17 protein-coding genes, 2 tRNA genes and 1 other RNA gene are annotated in these 15650 nt (G+C 51.9%); 11 read left to right on the forward strand and 9 right to left on the reverse strand.

All coding sequences use genetic code 11. The features are described 5' to 3' along the window. The first annotated feature begins 2 nt into the window (after positions 1 to 2). The 3 genes from efeB to L3068_RS08180 all read left to right on the forward strand — a co-directional run bounded on the left by efeB (position 3) and on the right by L3068_RS08180 (position 4489). Positions 3 to 1286 (forward strand): iron uptake transporter deferrochelatase/peroxidase subunit, encoded by a 1284-nt coding sequence (gene efeB / locus L3068_RS08170; RefSeq protein WP_014883320.1) that lies wholly within the window; start codon positions 3 to 5, stop codon positions 1284 to 1286. Between the two features lie 499 nt (positions 1287 to 1785). Further along, positions 1786 to 2577: a phosphate starvation-inducible protein PhoH gene (phoH, locus tag L3068_RS08175; protein ID WP_014883322.1), complete on the forward strand. Its 792-nt coding sequence runs from the start codon at positions 1786 to 1788 to the stop codon at positions 2575 to 2577. Between the two features lie 406 nt (positions 2578 to 2983). Further along, positions 2984 to 4489 carry an alanine/glycine:cation symporter family protein gene (locus L3068_RS08180; RefSeq protein WP_023332665.1) on the forward strand — a complete coding sequence of 502 codons (1506 nt, stop codon included), beginning with the start codon at positions 2984 to 2986 and terminating at the stop codon, positions 4487 to 4489. 175 nt (positions 4490 to 4664) lie between these two features. Here L3068_RS08180 and L3068_RS08185 read toward each other — a convergent pair. The 3 genes from L3068_RS08185 to L3068_RS08195 all read right to left on the reverse strand — a co-directional run bounded on the left by L3068_RS08185 (position 4665) and on the right by L3068_RS08195 (position 6447). Further along, positions 4665 to 4752, reverse strand: a tRNA-Ser gene (locus L3068_RS08185). A 137-nt stretch (positions 4753 to 4889) separates the two neighbouring features. After that, complete coding sequence (locus L3068_RS08190) at positions 4890 to 5567, reverse strand: isochorismatase family protein (RefSeq protein WP_023337077.1); 678 nt, start codon at positions 5565 to 5567, stop codon at positions 4890 to 4892. 19 nt (positions 5568 to 5586) lie between these two features. Continuing rightward, positions 5587 to 6447: a pirin family protein gene (locus L3068_RS08195; protein ID WP_023337078.1), complete on the reverse strand. Its 861-nt coding sequence runs from the start codon at positions 6445 to 6447 to the stop codon at positions 5587 to 5589. Positions 6448 to 6556: 109 nt separating this feature from the next. Between L3068_RS08195 and L3068_RS08200 the strand changes: the two genes are divergently transcribed. After that, the gene (locus tag L3068_RS08200; RefSeq protein ID WP_214602836.1) at positions 6557 to 7462 is read left to right on the forward strand and encodes a LysR family transcriptional regulator; all 906 of its coding nucleotides are present in this window, start codon (positions 6557 to 6559) and stop codon (positions 7460 to 7462) included. A 132-nt stretch (positions 7463 to 7594) separates the two neighbouring features. Here the strand turns inward: L3068_RS08200 and L3068_RS08205 are convergent. After that, positions 7595 to 7731, reverse strand: a non-coding RNA gene (locus L3068_RS08205) — RtT sRNA. A 43-nt stretch (positions 7732 to 7774) separates the two neighbouring features. Next, a tRNA-Ser gene (locus L3068_RS08210) sits at positions 7775 to 7862 on the reverse strand. 232 nt (positions 7863 to 8094) lie between these two features. On the opposite strand from L3068_RS08210, the gene ghrA reads away from it, so the two are divergent. The 4 genes from ghrA (at position 8095) to L3068_RS08230 (ending at position 11009) form a co-directional block, all read left to right on the forward strand. Then, positions 8095 to 9033 (forward strand): glyoxylate/hydroxypyruvate reductase GhrA, encoded by a 939-nt coding sequence (gene ghrA / locus L3068_RS08215; RefSeq protein ID WP_032637010.1) that lies wholly within the window; start codon positions 8095 to 8097, stop codon positions 9031 to 9033. 84 nt (positions 9034 to 9117) lie between these two features. Further along, a complete protein-coding gene (locus tag L3068_RS08220) occupies positions 9118 to 9855 on the forward strand; it encodes a phosphatase (RefSeq protein ID WP_014883328.1) in 738 nt (245 codons plus the stop codon). A 20-nt stretch (positions 9856 to 9875) separates the two neighbouring features. After that, on the forward strand, positions 9876 to 10430 hold the full coding sequence (locus L3068_RS08225) for a TorD/DmsD family molecular chaperone (protein WP_023332670.1): 555 nt from the start codon (positions 9876 to 9878) through the stop codon (positions 10428 to 10430). A gap of 96 nt (positions 10431 to 10526) precedes the next feature. Continuing rightward, positions 10527 to 11009, forward strand: a complete 483-nt coding sequence (locus tag L3068_RS08230; protein ID WP_139157750.1) for a DUF1097 domain-containing protein — start codon at positions 10527 to 10529, stop codon at positions 11007 to 11009. A gap of 43 nt (positions 11010 to 11052) precedes the next feature. Here L3068_RS08230 and csgG read toward each other — a convergent pair whose 3' ends face one another. From csgG to csgD, 4 genes are read right to left on the reverse strand one after another with little or no spacing between them, the layout of a single operon-like run. After that, entirely contained in the window at positions 11053 to 11886 is an 834-nt protein-coding gene (csgG, locus tag L3068_RS08235; RefSeq protein WP_014883331.1) for a curli production assembly/transport protein CsgG, read from the reverse strand. Positions 11887 to 11912: 26 nt separating this feature from the next. Next, complete coding sequence (csgF, locus tag L3068_RS08240) at positions 11913 to 12326, reverse strand: curli production assembly/transport protein CsgF (protein WP_014883332.1); 414 nt, start codon at positions 12324 to 12326, stop codon at positions 11913 to 11915. 23 nt (positions 12327 to 12349) lie between these two features. Continuing rightward, positions 12350 to 12739: a curli production assembly/transport protein CsgE gene (csgE, locus tag L3068_RS08245; protein WP_014883333.1), complete on the reverse strand. Its 390-nt coding sequence runs from the start codon at positions 12737 to 12739 to the stop codon at positions 12350 to 12352. A 4-nt stretch (positions 12740 to 12743) separates the two neighbouring features. Then, positions 12744 to 13394 (reverse strand): biofilm master transcriptional regulator CsgD, encoded by a 651-nt coding sequence (csgD, locus tag L3068_RS08250; RefSeq protein WP_014883334.1) that lies wholly within the window; start codon positions 13392 to 13394, stop codon positions 12744 to 12746. A 755-nt stretch (positions 13395 to 14149) separates the two neighbouring features. Between csgD and csgB the strand changes: the two genes are divergently transcribed. The 3 genes from csgB to csgC are packed head-to-tail and all read left to right on the forward strand — an operon-like array spanning position 14150 to position 15492. Then, positions 14150 to 14605 (forward strand): curli minor subunit CsgB, encoded by a 456-nt coding sequence (csgB, locus tag L3068_RS08255; protein ID WP_117581365.1) that lies wholly within the window; start codon positions 14150 to 14152, stop codon positions 14603 to 14605. 41 nt (positions 14606 to 14646) lie between these two features. Continuing rightward, a complete protein-coding gene (gene csgA / locus L3068_RS08260) occupies positions 14647 to 15099 on the forward strand; it encodes a curli major subunit CsgA (RefSeq protein WP_014883336.1) in 453 nt (150 codons plus the stop codon). A 60-nt stretch (positions 15100 to 15159) separates the two neighbouring features. Beyond that, on the forward strand, positions 15160 to 15492 hold the full coding sequence (gene csgC, locus L3068_RS08265; protein WP_014883337.1) for a curli assembly chaperone CsgC: 333 nt from the start codon (positions 15160 to 15162) through the stop codon (positions 15490 to 15492). Positions 15493 to 15650: the final 158 nt, after the last annotated feature.

Raw genomic sequence — 15650 nt, forward strand, 5'->3', positions numbered from 1 at the left:
CGATGAACAAGAATGGCAAATTCGACGAGGTAGAACCTTCCCGTCGTCGGTTGTTAAAAGGGGTAGGGGCGCTGGGCGGCGCGCTTGCCCTTGCAGGCGGCTGCCCGGTGGCGCATGCGGCGAAACCGCAAAGCGCACCCGGCACGCTGTCCCCCAATGCCCGCATGGAGACTCAGCCTTTTTACGGCGATCATCAGTCGGGCATTCTGACGCCGCAGCAGGCCTCCATGATGCTGGTGGCGTTTGATTCGCTGGCCAGCGATAAAGCCGATCTGGAACGTCTGTTCCGCCTGCTGACGGCACGCATTGCGTTTCTGACCGCAGGTGGACCGGCGCCGGACACGCCTAATCCGCGCCTGCCGCCAATGGACTCCGGTATTCTCGGGGCGTTTATCGCGCCCGATAACCTGACCATTACCGTGTCGGTCGGAGAGTCGCTGTTTGATGGCCGCTACGGCCTCACAAAGCAGAAGCCGAAAGCGCTGCAAAAAATGACGCGTTTTCCAAACGATTCCCTCGACGCGGGGTTGTGTCATGGCGACCTGCTCCTGCAGATTTGCGCCAATACCCAGGACACGGTGATCCACGCCCTGCGCGATATCATCAAGCACACGCCGGATCTGCTCAGCGTGCGCTGGAAGCGGGAAGGGTTTATCTCTGACCACGCTGCGCGCAGTAAAGGGAAAGAGACGCCGGTTAACCTGCTGGGCTTTAAGGACGGCACGGCCAACCCGGACAGCAGCAATGCTGCGCTCATGAAAGAGGTGGTGTGGGTGACGGCGGATCAGGGCGAACCGGCGTGGGCCGTCGGCGGCAGCTACCAGGCGGTGCGCATTATCCAGTTCCATGTGGAGTTCTGGGACCGCACGCCGCTGAAAGAGCAGCAGACCATTTTCGGCCGCGACAAGCAGAGCGGGGCGCCGCTCGGTATGACGCATGAGCATGATGTGCCCGACTATGCCCGCGATCCCAATGGCGATGTGATTGCGCTGGACAGCCATATTCGCCTCGCCAATCCGCGCACAAAAGAGACGCAGTCCAGCCTGATGATGCGTCGTGGCTACAGCTACTCCCTCGGCGTGACCAACGCAGGCCAGCTCGATATGGGGCTGCTGTTCGTCTGCTATCAGCATGACCTTGAAAAGGGCTTCCTGACCGTGCAGAAGCGCTTAAACGGCGAAGCGCTGGAAGAGTATGTAAAACCCATCGGCGGCGGCTACTTCTTTGCCCTGCCTGGCGTGCGCGACCGGAACGCGTATCTCGCGCAAGATCTGATTGAAGCCTGATAATTGTCCCTGCGAGAGTTCGCGGGGACATTATTTTTTCCTATGACAAACATATTGTTATATTTCTGTAATATTTCTATATAAGACTGAATCCGCTGCAGGAGCAGTCTGAAAAGTTGCAATCAGGTAAAATAAATGTTGCATTTATGATAACTCCTGATGTACTTAAGATAAGACAGCGGTAGTTCCCGGCAGTGATGCTGAATCACTATGGAGATCGCGAATGGTTGCGTCCTGTACTGGACAAGGTAAACATAACAACCGCAGCACCCGGCGCGGAGGCTCAGACTCCGGCAGCGATTTCCTCACCACTAAATTCTCCCCCTCTCCTCAAGAATCTGATTCGACCGACGTGCAGACTGGTGCGCGTAGCCGTTCTGTATCGTCATCTGATAAAGCAAGCAATGGCTTACAAGGAAGCCAACCCTCTGATGTTCGTGCGCATAATCGTGCCGACGCTGGCACGTGTGATGAATACCAACAACTCAAGGTGCTATCCATGGGAAGACAAAAAGCAGTGATCAAAGCTCGTCGCGAGGCAAAACGTGTGCTGAGACGGGACTCACGTAGCCATAAACAGCGTGAAGAAGAATCGGTCACCTCGCTTGTGCAGATGAGTGGCGTAGAAGCAATTGGCATGGCCCGAGACAGCCGTGATCATTCTCCAATTGTGGCGCGCAATGAGGCTCAGGCGCACTACCTGAATGCTATCGAGAGTAAACAGCTCATCTTTGCAACCGGTGAAGCCGGATGCGGGAAAACCTGGATCAGTGCAGCCAAAGCGGCGGAAGCGCTGATCCATAAGGACGTGGAGCGTATTATTGTTACCCGTCCGGTACTGCAAGCGGATGAAGATCTCGGCTTCCTGCCCGGCGATATTTCGGAGAAGTTTGCCCCGTACTTCAGACCCGTCTATGACGTGCTGGTGAAGCGTTTGGGTGCATCCTTTATGCAGTACTGCCTGCGACCAGAGATTGGCAAGGTGGAAATCGCGCCGTTCGCCTATATGCGCGGACGTACATTTGAAAATGCGGTCGTCATTCTTGACGAGGCTCAGAACGTGACCGCTGCGCAAATGAAGATGTTCTTAACGCGCCTCGGGGAGAACGTGACGGTCATCGTTAACGGCGACATTACCCAGTGTGACCTGCCATCCGGCGTGAAATCCGGGCTGAGCGACGCGATGTCACGTTTTGAGGAAGATGAGATGATTGGGGTGGTACGCTTCACGAAAGAGGATTGCGTGCGTTCGGCACTGTGTCAGCGGACGTTGCAAGTCTATTCCGACTGAAGGTAAAACATTACCGTTTTATCCTTCTTCAGTAATCCCTTCCCGGCATCATGCCGGGAAGCTTCTTTTATTCCTGTGCTCTACTCGCGCCTGGTTATCTTTTAATAGATCGCCTGTCGTACGGAATTCATCATTTCGGTATTTATTTCAGCGGTGGGTTTTTATCACGCCTGGTGAAATGTGATGCGTATTTATAATATCCACAAAATACCCATGAATATCATGATCGCGCTAATTGTTCGTTCAAATTTAAACGTGAATGTTGTCACATAATATTACTAAGTTGTAAAAATTAAGTTGGTGTATTGAGGGTAATTATCTATGTTTCGTACTGATTCAAACAACATTCTAACAAGAAAATCCCATGGGGAACCGTTTCCCTGGAACATCACGTTGAGGGTCATACATGAACGAACTGGTTGGTGCAATTAACGGTGTTATCTGGAGCCCGGCGTTAATATTCTTATGTCTGGGTGTCGGTCTCTATTTCTCATTACGTAGTCGTTTTTTGCAGTTACGTCATATAAAACATATGATTACCTTGATGTTCCAGGGGCGTCCTACCGATGCAGGGGTATCGTCTTTCCAGGCACTGACGATGACGCTGGCAGGGCGAGTAGGGACCGGAAACATTGCTGGTGTCGCCACCGCAATCACCTTCGGTGGACCGGGCGCACTTTTCTGGATGTGGATGGTGGCGTTTTTGGGTGCCAGCTCAGCGTTTGTGGAATCTACGTTGGGCCAGGTTTATAAAGAAAAAATCAACGGTGAATATCGTGGCGGTCCTGCCTTTTATATCGAAAAAGGATTAGGGGTCAAATGGTATGCATGGTTATTTGCAGTCGTCACCATTTTCTCCTGCGGTTTATTAATGCCAGGGGTTCAAGCAAACTCGATTGGCGCCAGCCTGGAGATAGCTTTTGGGCTTGATCCCAATGTCACGGCGGCGTTACTTGCCGTACTGTTAAGCTTTATTATTTTCGGTGGTGTGAAAAGGATCGCCAGTTTTAGCAGTATGGTCGTTCCGTTTATGGCACTCGGCTATATTATTGTGGCTTGCGTTATTATCGCGATTAATATTACCGAGCTTCCTGGTGTTATTCTGCTGATCTGGAAAAGTGCTTTTGGCTTTGAAGCGGGCTTTGGCGCGATTCTGGGTCAGGCGATTATGTGGGGCGTTAAGCGCGGCGTCTATTCCAACGAAGCGGCACAGGGGACCGGACCGCATGCTTCATCTGCGGCAGCGGTGAGCCATCCGGTGAAACAGGGGCTGGTGCAGGCCTTCTCAGTTTATATCGATACGCTGTTTGTCTGCTCCGCGACCGGGTTTATGCTGCTGATCACCGGGCTGTATAATGTTCAGGGCGTCGATGGCGCTGCACTCTATACGGGGATTGCAGGCGTGGCCGCAGGTCCTGGCTATGTTCAGACGGCGATGGAAAGTATGATGCCGGGCTTTGGTAATTACTTTGTTGCCATTGCGCTGTTCTTCTTCGCCTTTACCACCATTATTGCGTACTACTATATTGCCGAAACCAACATCGCCTACATCAACCGTAAAATTCACCGTCCCTGGCTGACATTCCTGCTCAAATTATGTCTGATGGCTTCCACCGTGTACGGGACCGTCCGCACCGCGGATCTCGCGTGGGGACTGGGGGATATTGGGGTTGGGATGATGGCATGGCTTAACATTATTGCCATTGTGCTTTTACATAAAAAAGCCTTTGTCAGCCTTAAGGATTATGAAACCCAGAATGCACAGGGACTGGATCCACAGTTTGATCCGGTTCGACTGGGAATTAAAAATGCCGATTACTGGCTGGGAGAGCGAAAGGATGAACCGGCTGCGAATCCGGGGCAGACGACTTCTGTCGTGAGAGAGCAAAGCGCAGGGAAACTGAACAATTAATCGTGACAGCCCGTATCGCAATACGGGCCCAGACTGCTGACAACGTTTCGCCCGGCGGCGCTACGCTTGCACGGGCCTACGGGTTTTGTCGAACCCCGGTCGGGGATTCTCATCCCCCGCTGGAGAATATAAAAGAAAAAAGCCCGTACTTTCGTACGAGCTCTCATCTTGAATATGGCGGTGAGGGGGGGATTCGAACCCCCGATACGTTGCCGTATACACACTTTCCAGGCGTGCTCCTTCAGCCACTCGGACACCTCACCATATTGTTTTGCTGCCTGACCGCGTGGGGGGCAACGGGGCGCTACTATAGGGAGTTGCGCTTACACGGTCAAGCAGATTTTCTGTATTCGTGCTTGTTCGGTTAAGCCTTAATCAGCACATGCCGCTGAGGGCTGAATTAACGCTGTGAATCGAGCACTTCGCTGTTTTTAACCACTTCCTGAGCTTTGCTATAGCTTTCGATCAGCAGCTGGTACGCCGGGAAGATATGGGTGTACACCTCAGCCCACTCCGCAGCATCTTCGCGGTTCCAGGTTCGCTGGATCTCAGACGCCACCGCCGCGGTGTCCATCGGTACCACACCGGCCTGCATCACACGCGCGAGGGTGATCTCCTGCGCCATTTTGCTGTAGGTCCCGGAGGCGTCAATGACCGCAAAGACTTTATACCCATCCGCAACCGCGCTGATCGACGGGAAGGCCATGCAGACGCTGGTGATCGTGCCCGCAATGATCAACGTGTTGCGCCCGGTGGCTTTTACTGCCGCGACAAACTCCGGGTTATCCCAGGCGTTGATCTCACCTTTGCGGGCCACGTACTGAGCATGCGGCGCATTGGCGTGGATCTCCGGGATAAGCGGGCCGTTCGGTCCCTGCGGGACGGAAGCGGTGGTGATCACCGGGATCTTCGCCAGGGTGGCGATTTTTGCCAGCGCCGCCGCACGGGCGCGCAGTTCTGGCATCGGCATATCGCCGACGGTCTGGAACAGCCCGCTCTGGTGGTCGATAAGCAGCATGACTGCATCGTTTACGTCAATGACGGGACGTGTACCGTTGAAGTTTGCAGGGGTAGACATTTTGCGCTCCTTATTACGTTTAGATCTGGCCGAAGCGGCCGGAGTTGAAATCACGAATGGCTTCCGCGATTTCGGTTTTACTGTTCATCACAAATGGGCCATAGCCCACAATCGGTTCATTCAGCGGCTCGCCGGCCATCAGCAGTACTTTTGCGTCGCCGTTTGCTTCCAGATGAAGCTTGTCGCCTTGCTGACTGAATACGATCAGCTGTGCCTCACCCGCTGGCGTGGTGCCGTTCACCGTTACGCTGCCCTCAAGTACCACCAGCGCCGTGCTCCAGCCTTCAGGCTGATTGAGCGTCAGGTGGCTGCCCTGGCGTAGTGTCAGATCCCACACATTCAGCGGTGAGAAGGTATGAGCCGGGCCAGTCACCTCGTCAAAGCGGCCGGCGATGACGCGCAACGTTCCGCTGCTATCCGGCAGCGTGACGACAGGGATATCCGCCTTCGTGATGCTCTGGTAACCGGGCGCTGCCATCTTGTCTTTGGCGGGCAGGTTGACCCACAGCTGCATCATTTTCAGTTCGCCGCCTTTCTGCGAGAACGCGCTGGAGTGGAACTCCTCGTGCAAAATGCCTGCGCCCGCCGTCATCCACTGCACGTCGCCCGGTCCGATGACTCCGCCTTTGCCGCTGGAGTCACGATGTTCCACTTCGCCGGAGTAGACGATGGTGACCGTTTCAAAGCCACGGTGAGGGTGCTCGCCCACGCCACGCTTCGCGCCATCCGCCGGGAAGGTGTAGGGACCGGCATAGTCCAGCAGCAGGAACGGACTGAGTGATTCACCGTGTGTCTGATAGGAAAACATCGAACGAACCGGGAAACCGTCTCCGACCCAATGGGGACGAGGTGCGGTATAGACGCCTGTTACGTTTTTCATGATTAACTCCTGATGTGCTGTTGATGTAATTAGCTTATATTCAGAGCTAATATCCCGGTAGAGAGTGAAAATGACATTCACTGTTCTTAAAATGGAACAATGGGGGCATATGCAGGATCTCAATGATTTCGTGTGGTTTGTGAAAGTGGTGGACCACGGTGGGTTTGCAGCGGCAGGTCGGGCGCTCGATCAGCCTAAATCGAAACTGAGCCGCCGGATTGCGCAACTGGAAGAGCGACTGGGTGTGCGGTTGATACAGCGTACCACGCGGCAGTTTACGGTGACGGAGGTGGGGCAAACGTTCTATCAGCACTGTAAAGCCATGCTGGTCGAGGCTGAAGCGGCGGAGGAGGCGGTGGCTGCCTTACAGGCTGAACCGCGCGGTGTTGTCAGGATAACGTGTCCTGTCACGTTGCTGCACGTTCATGTGGGGCCCATGCTGGCGAGGTTTATGGCGCGCTACCCGGGGATCAATCTTCAGCTGGAGGCCACCAACCGGCGGGTTGACCTGGTAGGTGAAGGCATTGACGTGGCGATCCGCGTTCGTCCGCGTCCGTTTGATGACAGCGATCTGGTGTTAAGGGTGCTGGCTGACAGAGGACACTGCCTGGTGGCGAGCCCGGCGTTGATTGAGCGGATGGGCAACCCGGTGATGCCTGCTGAACTCAGTGACTGGCCGGGTTTAAGTATGGGGGCGGGCAAGCAACTGCATAAATGGGATCTGAGCGGTCCGGAGGGAGCGAAAGCCGAAATCCACTACACGCCGCGCTTTATAACTACCGATATGCTGGCGCTGCGGGAAGCGGCGATGGCGGGCGTAGGCGTGGTGCAGTTGCCGATTTTAATGGTTAAAGATCAGTTGGCGAAAGGGGAATTGGTGTGGGTTCTGGATGCCTGGGAGCCCAGACGGGAAGTGATCCACGCGGTGTATCCTTCGCGGCGCGGTCTACTGCCATCGGTCAGGGCGCTGGTCGATTTTCTAACCGAAGAGTATGCGCGGATGGTTGAGGAGTAAATTCTTTATAGGTCGGGTAAGCGAAGCGCCACCCGACACCATCACCGCAGAGGAAGCAAAGTTCTCATTCCCCCTATTGGAGAATATAAAAGAAAAAAGCCCGTACTTTCGTACGAGCTCTCATCTTGAATATGGCGGTGAGGGGGGGATTGACTCGCTTCGCTCGCCCTGCGGGCAGCCTGCTCGCTGCGCTCTCAGTCTGTCCAACTGGCTACGCCAGTTGTCGAACCCCGGACGGGGATTCTCATCCCCCCCGCTGGAGAATATAAAAGAAAAAAGCCCGTACTTTCGTACGAGCTCTCATCTTGAATATGGCGGTGAGGGGGGGATTCGAACCCCCGATACGTTGCCGTATACACACTTTCCAGGCGTGCTCCTTCAGCCACTCGGACACCTCACCATATTGTCATCCCGTTGTTGCCGGGACGGGCGCTAATGTAAGGAAAAGCCGAACTGCCGTCAACTCACTTTTTCAGTAATTTAGCGTGTTTAGACAAACTTCAGGCAACCTGATTCCGAAATGTGCGAAAAGCGTCTTTTTTATCAGCAATAACATAGCGCCATAAATTTGTTATGCTGACAATCCATTTGAAAATGAAAACAAAACAGCGCGAAAAAAGGCAGGAATGACTATGGATATACTCTTCTATCACCCCACTTTTGATACGGCTTATTGGATTAAAGCACTGTCGGCAGCACTGCCGGGCGCGCGCGTTCGTGAGTGGAAGCGGGGCGATAACGAACATGCTGACTATGCGCTGGTCTGGCATCCACCCGTTGAGATGCTTCAGGGCCGTAAACTGAAGGCCGTGTTTGCGCTTGGCGCTGGCGTGGATTCCATTCTGAGCAAACTGAAGGCACACCCGGAGATGCTGCCGGAAGATATCCCCCTGTTCCGCCTGGAAGATACCGGTATGGGCCAGCAAATGCAGGAATATGCCGTCAGCCAGGTCCTGCACTGGTTCCGTCGCTTTGATGATTATCAGGCCTTTAAGCAGCAATCCCACTGGGAGCCGCTGCCGGAATATCAACGTGAAGACTTTACCATCGGTATCCTCGGGGCGGGCGTGCTGGGCTCAAAGGTGGCTGAAGCCCTTGCCCCGTGGGGCTTCCCGTTACGCTGCTGGAGCCGTAGCCGTAAAGCGTATCCGGGCGTTGAGAGTTTTGCCGGAACGGATGAACTCCCGGCATTTCTGAAAGGCACACGCGTGCTGATCAACCTGCTGCCGAATACGGCGGAAACGGTGGGGATTATCAACGAAGCCTTGCTCAATCAGCTGGCCGATCAGAGCTACCTGATGAACCTTGCGCGCGGGGTGCATCTGGTGGAGCCCGATCTGCTGAAGGCGCTGGATAGCGGAAAGCTTAAAGGTGCCATGCTGGATGTTTACAGCCGTGAGCCGCTGCCTGAAGAAAGCCCTCTATGGCGACACCCTCGCGTGGCAATGACCCCGCATGTCGCCGCCGTGACGCGACCGGCTGAGGCGGTGGCTTATATCTCGCATACTATCGGTGAAATAGAGAAGGGGAACGCGGTTACCGGTCAGGTCGACCGACAGCGCGGCTACTGAGATAAACCCGGCGTTGGCCGGGTTTTTGCTAATATTCGCCGCTGATAACTGCTATCCTTTGGAAAAACCGCAGAGGAGAGAAAGATGTATCCCGTTGACCTGCATATGCACACCGTCGCCAGCACCCACGCGTATAGCAACCTCCATGATTATATCGCCCAGGCAAAGCTAAAAGGTATCAAGCTCTTTGCGATAACCGATCACGGCCCGGATATGGCGGATGCGCCGCACTACTGGCATTTTGTGAATATGCGGATCTGGCCACGTCTGGTGGATGGCATTGGGATACTGCGCGGCATTGAGGCGAACATCAAAAACACCGACGGTGAAATCGACTGCACCGGCCCGATGCTGACCTCCTTAGATCTGATCCTTGCCGGTTTCCATGAGCCGGTTTTCCCACCGCAGGATAAAGAGACCAATACCGCGGCGATGATTGCCACCATTGCCAGCGGCAATGTGCATATCATCAGCCATCCGGGTAATCCTAAATACCCTATTGATATTCAGGCCGTGGCGCAGGCCGCCGCGAAACACCGTGTGGCGCTGGAGATTAACAACTCCTCGTTCGTGCACTCGCGTAAAGGCAGTGAAGCCAACTGTCGCGAAGTGGCAGCCGCCGTGCGTGATGCCGGAGGGATGGTGGCGCTGGGCTCTGATTCGCACACGGCCTTCACGCTGGGGGATTTTGGCGAGTGCATGAAAGTGCTGCAGGACGTCAATTTCCCGGAAGCACAGATCCTGAACGTCACGCCGCGCCGTATGCTCGACTTCCTGGAGTCGCGCGGCATGACGCCCGTTGATGAATTTGCCGACCTTTAATTGAATAACGGAATAACACAATGAATGAATTCTCCATCCTTTGCCGCGTGCTGGGCTCCCTGTATTATCGCCAGCCGCAGGACCCGCTGTTGGTTCCGCTGTTTACGCTCATTCGCGAGGGTAAGCTGGCGCAGAACTGGCCGCTGGAACAGGATGAGTTACTGGAACGTCTGCAGAAAAGCTGTGATATGCAGCAGATCTCAACTGACTACAACGCATTGTTCGTGGGGGAAGAGTGCCGCGTTTCGCCTTACCGTTCTGCCTGGCAGGAAGGGGCGACCGAAGCGGAAGTGCGGGCATTCCTCTCTGAGCGCGGTATGCCGCTGAGCGATACGCCAGCCGATCATATTGGTACTCTGCTGCTGGCGGCCTCCTGGATCGAAGACAACGCGGGTGATGATGAAAATGAAGCCATCGAAATCCTCTTCGAGACGTATCTGCTGCCGTGGGTTGGAACCTTCCTGGGGAAAGTTGAAGCCCACGCCACCTCTCCGTTCTGGAGAACGCTGGCTCCGCTGACGCGCGACGCCATCGCAGCAATGTGGGATGAGCTGGAAGAAGAGAGTGAAGAGTGATTTAAATCACAAAAATTATGCAACGATACATTTCAAATTGCACGTAATGTGCTTCTGATCTCATTTCAATGGTGCGCATCTGCTAAGATGCGCACCATGAACATATTACTTTGTATTGCAATCACGACGGGCATTCTCTCCGGTATCTGGGGATGGGTGGCGGTGTCTCTCGGTTTATTAAGCTGGGCTGGCTTCCTTGGCTGCACGGCCTATTTCGCCTGCCCGCAGGGAGGGCTGAAAGGGCTCTTTATCTCTGGTTGCACGCTGATGAGCGGCGTTATATGGGCGCTGGTTATCATCAAAGGCAGCGCGCTGGCGCCGCATCTGGAGATCCTGGGCTACGTCATGACAGGGGTCGTTGCCTTCCTGATGTGTATTCAGGCGAAGCATCTGCTGCTGTCGTTTGTACCGGGCACCTTTATGGGGGCGTGCGCGACCTTTGCCGGACAGGGGGAGTGGAAGCTGGTAGTCCCTTCACTGGCGCTGGGGTTGCTGTTTGGCTATGCCATGAAGAACAGCGGTCTCTGGCTGGCGGCGCGACGGGAAAAAACGCAAAACATCACCGTGGTGAGTGAATAAAAAAAGGCGAGATAATCATCTCGCCTTTTTTATGCGCTTCCTGTCAGGATTCCGGAGGCACGGACATATCACGGTATTTCACCAGGATCGGGTTCTGCACGTCTGATTTGTTTTGCAGATCCCACAGCCCGCGATCGATACCATCGTTAATCAGGAAGATCACGCCGGTTTCAATGGCTGACATCAGACACATCATGACCGGTTCATTCGAGGTATAACCAATTTCACCTTCCAGTAAACGCTGGTAGTCGATGAAGCGGAATACCCCCGCCTGGACTTCATAAGACAATATCGTTTTGCTGGTGTTTACCGAGGAGAGCACTTCACCGGTACTGACGTTGACGACACGCAGGTTAACGGCAATTTGGTCGAGCTGATACTGGGTATCCGCGCCAATCCCAAAGTAACGTGCTCCCACACCACCCGATTTAACGTTGCTCTCATAACCGATAATCGAGCCTTCGATCATGACGTTTGCCGCAGCCAGAGACTGCAGAGGCATTCGGTTATTGTCCGCGACGGTGCCATTCTCCTGTGCAGCACGAATAATTTTTCGTTCATTTAACAGGTTCTGTAGCCCCTGGCGTTCCAGCGGTATAAACCAGTGCGAATCCTTGAGTGCGGTAACCAGCATGGCGGTGGCGCTTTGCGGCACTGCCGTGGAGAAGTTACTGGCCGGGTAGGGCTTAAATTGCCCTGTTTCATCCTGAATGTTGTATACCGAGACAAATATTTTGCCCGTTGGAGAAGGCAAATGGGTTAAATCACGATAACTCTGAGCCCGAGGCATTAATGTTGGTTTTGCAGCTTCTTTAGGCGGAGCAGTTAAACAACCGCTCAATAAGCACACTGCAACAAATATCAGGAAGCGCTGCATGATCATTGTCCTTATTTAGCTATTGTTTAAAAGTCAGTTGAATTGCTTTGTAGGCCAGAAACCTCAATGGTGGAGGTTTTTCCGGTTTTACGATCGGTTACGTTCAACTGAAGTTGTCCGTCTCTGTTGGCGATATCGACAATAAAATCGTTGGTCACCATTCGGCCGGGCTTGCCGGTGTTAATGTTTGTCAGCAATCCCCCTAAAATTTGCGACTGGATAGCCTGGGTGAAGTTATCCAGTGCGGAAGGGGTATCAACGGTAAAGTCCTTATAACTGGGATCTTTATAGGAGTTTTGCGCCTGAGCTTCATTCAGCAGGAACGCACCGTTGTTAGGGTTACCGCCAAAGTTAGGGTTACGGAACTGGAACGTCATATTTCCGCCCCAGCAAAGAGGGGTAATAAGCATTATCGAAACAACTGCATATGCAATACGCATGACAGCCTCCGCATATCGGTTCGCTAGAACTCATCTTTTGCTAAATCGCTGGTGCTTAATAGCGCTTTGTCTATTTGCAGGCGATTAATAGCGTCTTCAGTTTGAGCCAGTGCTAAGGCCACGTTTTTATCGAAGTCTGTTTTCGAGGGGAATAAAAACGTTTGATAAATAACGTCCTGATTAGCCGTGATGGTTATCCAGCTTCCCCAACGTGCACTGGGCCGCTCGTTGATTGTTAAATTACCCGTGTAGGTACTGTCCCATTTATCACTGAAGGCCCGGTAAAAACTGTGCCCGATCGATGAGACTGTGTGGTCAGTTAACAATCCGGGAACTTCGACCTCGACGGCCTGCAGGTTCCCTGCAGCGAGCAAGAAACTCGCTGCGGCGATCCAACTCAACGTGCGCTTCATGTGATTAACGCCTGAGGTTATCGTTTGCCCATGAAACAGCCTGAGTTCGATTTTTAACAGCTATCTTCTTGAAAAGATTATAAAGGTGCGTCTTTACCGTATTTTCGCTGATAAATAACGAACGGGCGATTTCAATATTTGAAGCACCAATGCGTAGTTTGTTCAGGATCTCTTTTTCACGGTGCGTGAGCAGCGCGGATTCCGAACTGTTATAGCGGTAGTTACCGGAGTGCGTGATGAGGTAGCTGGCCAGCTTTTGCGAGAAATAACACTCTCCGCGCAATATGCCCTGCAGACCCTCTACCACCCGGCCTTCTTCTTCAGTGACGTAGAACACGCCATTGATATGCGGCCAGCTTTCAATATCTCTGAAAGGGTATTCATCAGGAGTGTTCAATAATAACACGCGGATATTATTGTTTTTCCTGCTTAAGTTATCTTGCCAGTAATGGATAAGCTTCTTATCAGCTTCCATCATATCAAACAGAATGATGCTGCCAGGCGCAATATCATCAAAAGAACGTTGAATATTATGCAATTTCCCGTTCAATGATAAAGATTGCTTTAAATGTTGTAATAAAGCTGTCGCTTGCAGAGAAGGTTTTGTGATCAACAGTAATGTATGACCATGTAAACTATGGACTTCATTATACATGATGAAACCCCACTTATTTTTGGCACCTGACAGCTGCCCTCCTGAAAAGAGGAAGGCACCAGAAGTACTGACAGATGTTGCACTGCTGTGTGTAGAATCAGAACATAACCTCCACAGGGAGGTAAATATAAAACCAATTTCGTACAGCTAATTTCAATCTAGCTTTTACGAAGTTTAAAGCAAGTGTTAATCATGTAACAAGATGTAAAAATCAATATTAATTTGTGAATATTGGCTGTTTTGAATGTTGTTATTTGATATGAAAGTTGTACATATAAATAGGCGTGCACAGATTTTAAAAATCATACAAATTTTATTAACTGGTTGATTTTATGCCTTAATTTTTATTTTGGAGACGTTAAGCTTTGGTATGAGTAACTGATACTTTCTAAGCCATAATGTTCTCCTCTCTCTGGCTTAAGAAAACACGTCCTGTGTCACGTGATGAACAAAATGCCATCCTGCCGTTACGCTTAAACAACGCGGAGGGAAGCGTGGGCAGGCTTGTCGTCGTTGTACGACACAACGCGCATAAATATTCTATAAAAATTAAACCAGCCTGTGTAATGTGTATTTTTTCTGCAAATTACGACTTTGTGGTGACCTTATAAATAAAAATAAGCCACGCGGGTGAGATATTTAAAATGTTTCAGCGGACATACTCTTCACCGTAACGACGCGTTAACAAAAAAACGAGTCGTTTAACACGAAATACGAACAGGGTGTTTTCAGGTAGCCGGGTCCAGGGTGACAACATGAAAAACACATCGTTATTTTTGATGTTTACATTACTGGGTGTGCCTGAATTTGTAACCGCGGCTAATACTGATTTGGCGAATGCTGAATATAATTTTGCGGTTAATGAATTAAGTCGTTCATCATTAAATCAGGCAGCCATTATTGGTCAACAGGGCGTATTTAATGACGCTCAGATTCGCCAGGAAGGGTCGAAACTCTTGTCAGTCGTTTCCCAGGATGGTGCAGGCAACAGAGCGAGAGTTGATCAATCAGGGACTTACAATATTGCCTGGATCGATCAGAGCGGTAACGGGAACGATGCAGGTATTACGCAAGATGGATATGGTAACAGTGCAAAAATTATCCAGAAAGGGTCGGGTAATAGAGCAAATATTACGCAGTACGGTACGCAGAAAACCGCAGTTGTAGTGCAGAAACAGTCGCAGATGGCAATTCGCGTTATTCAACGCTAGTTATTTCGCGACGACTTTAATCAATCCGATGGGGGTTTACCATGAAATTTATCAAAGTGGCAGCACTTGCAGCAATCGTAGTTTCTGGTAGTGCTATGGCTGGTATGATTAACCAGGGCGGATGGGGTCATGGACATGGTCATGGCGGATACGGTGGCCCAAATTCAACCCTGAATATTTACCAGAATGGTGGCGGTAACTCCGCGCTGGCTCTGCAGACTGATGCCAGAAATTCAGTTCTGAATATTAGCCAGACCGGTGGCGGTAACGGCGCTGACGTTGGCCAGGGGTCTGACGACAGTAGCATTAACCTGACCCAGAACGGATTTGGCAACAGTGCGACACTTGATCAGTGGAACAGTAAAGATTCCGTGATGAATGTCAGCCAGTACGGTGGCCTTAACGGCGCACTGGTAGACCAGACGGCGTCTAACTCCACCGTCAACGTTACCCAGATTGGCTTTGGTAACCACGCGACAGCTCATCAGTACTGATACTGACATCTGTGCTACAAAAAACAGGGCTGATGCCCTGTTTTTTTTCGGGAGTTAATTATGAATACCTTAATTCTCCTCGCCGCGCTGTCGAGCCAGATAACCTTTCAAACCTCACAGCAGGGCAATATGACCACCATTATTCCGCAGGTCACGTTGACGGAATCGTGTGATTGTCAGGTCCAGATTGTCTCTTTGCGCGAAGGGCAGAGTGGACAAAGTTCATCCCGCCAGCAAAACACACTTTTTATCCCCGCTAATCAGGCGATTGATTTAATGCGCTTGAGTTTAAATATCTCTGCGGGAGACACGGTAACGATCGTGGTAACCGTCACTGATGGAAAAGCACTTCATTTATCACAACAGTGGTCGCCTGGAGGGCGCGCGCGCTAATCATTCATAATATCAATATGTTGCGAAGGTGGCGGGTCTGTGCCGTTGAGCTATGCTGTTATCAGGAACTGTGTCGTAATGTTCCGTAACGTGACACTTCGTTAACATAATGAAGCGCGTTTGCCCCTCATGGACGATTTTCATTGAGGAGTACCTAT

It is taken from the genome of Enterobacter cloacae complex sp. ECL414 (assembly GCF_021869685.1).
GTDB classification, from domain to species: Bacteria; Pseudomonadota; Gammaproteobacteria; order Enterobacterales; family Enterobacteriaceae; genus Enterobacter; species Enterobacter kobei.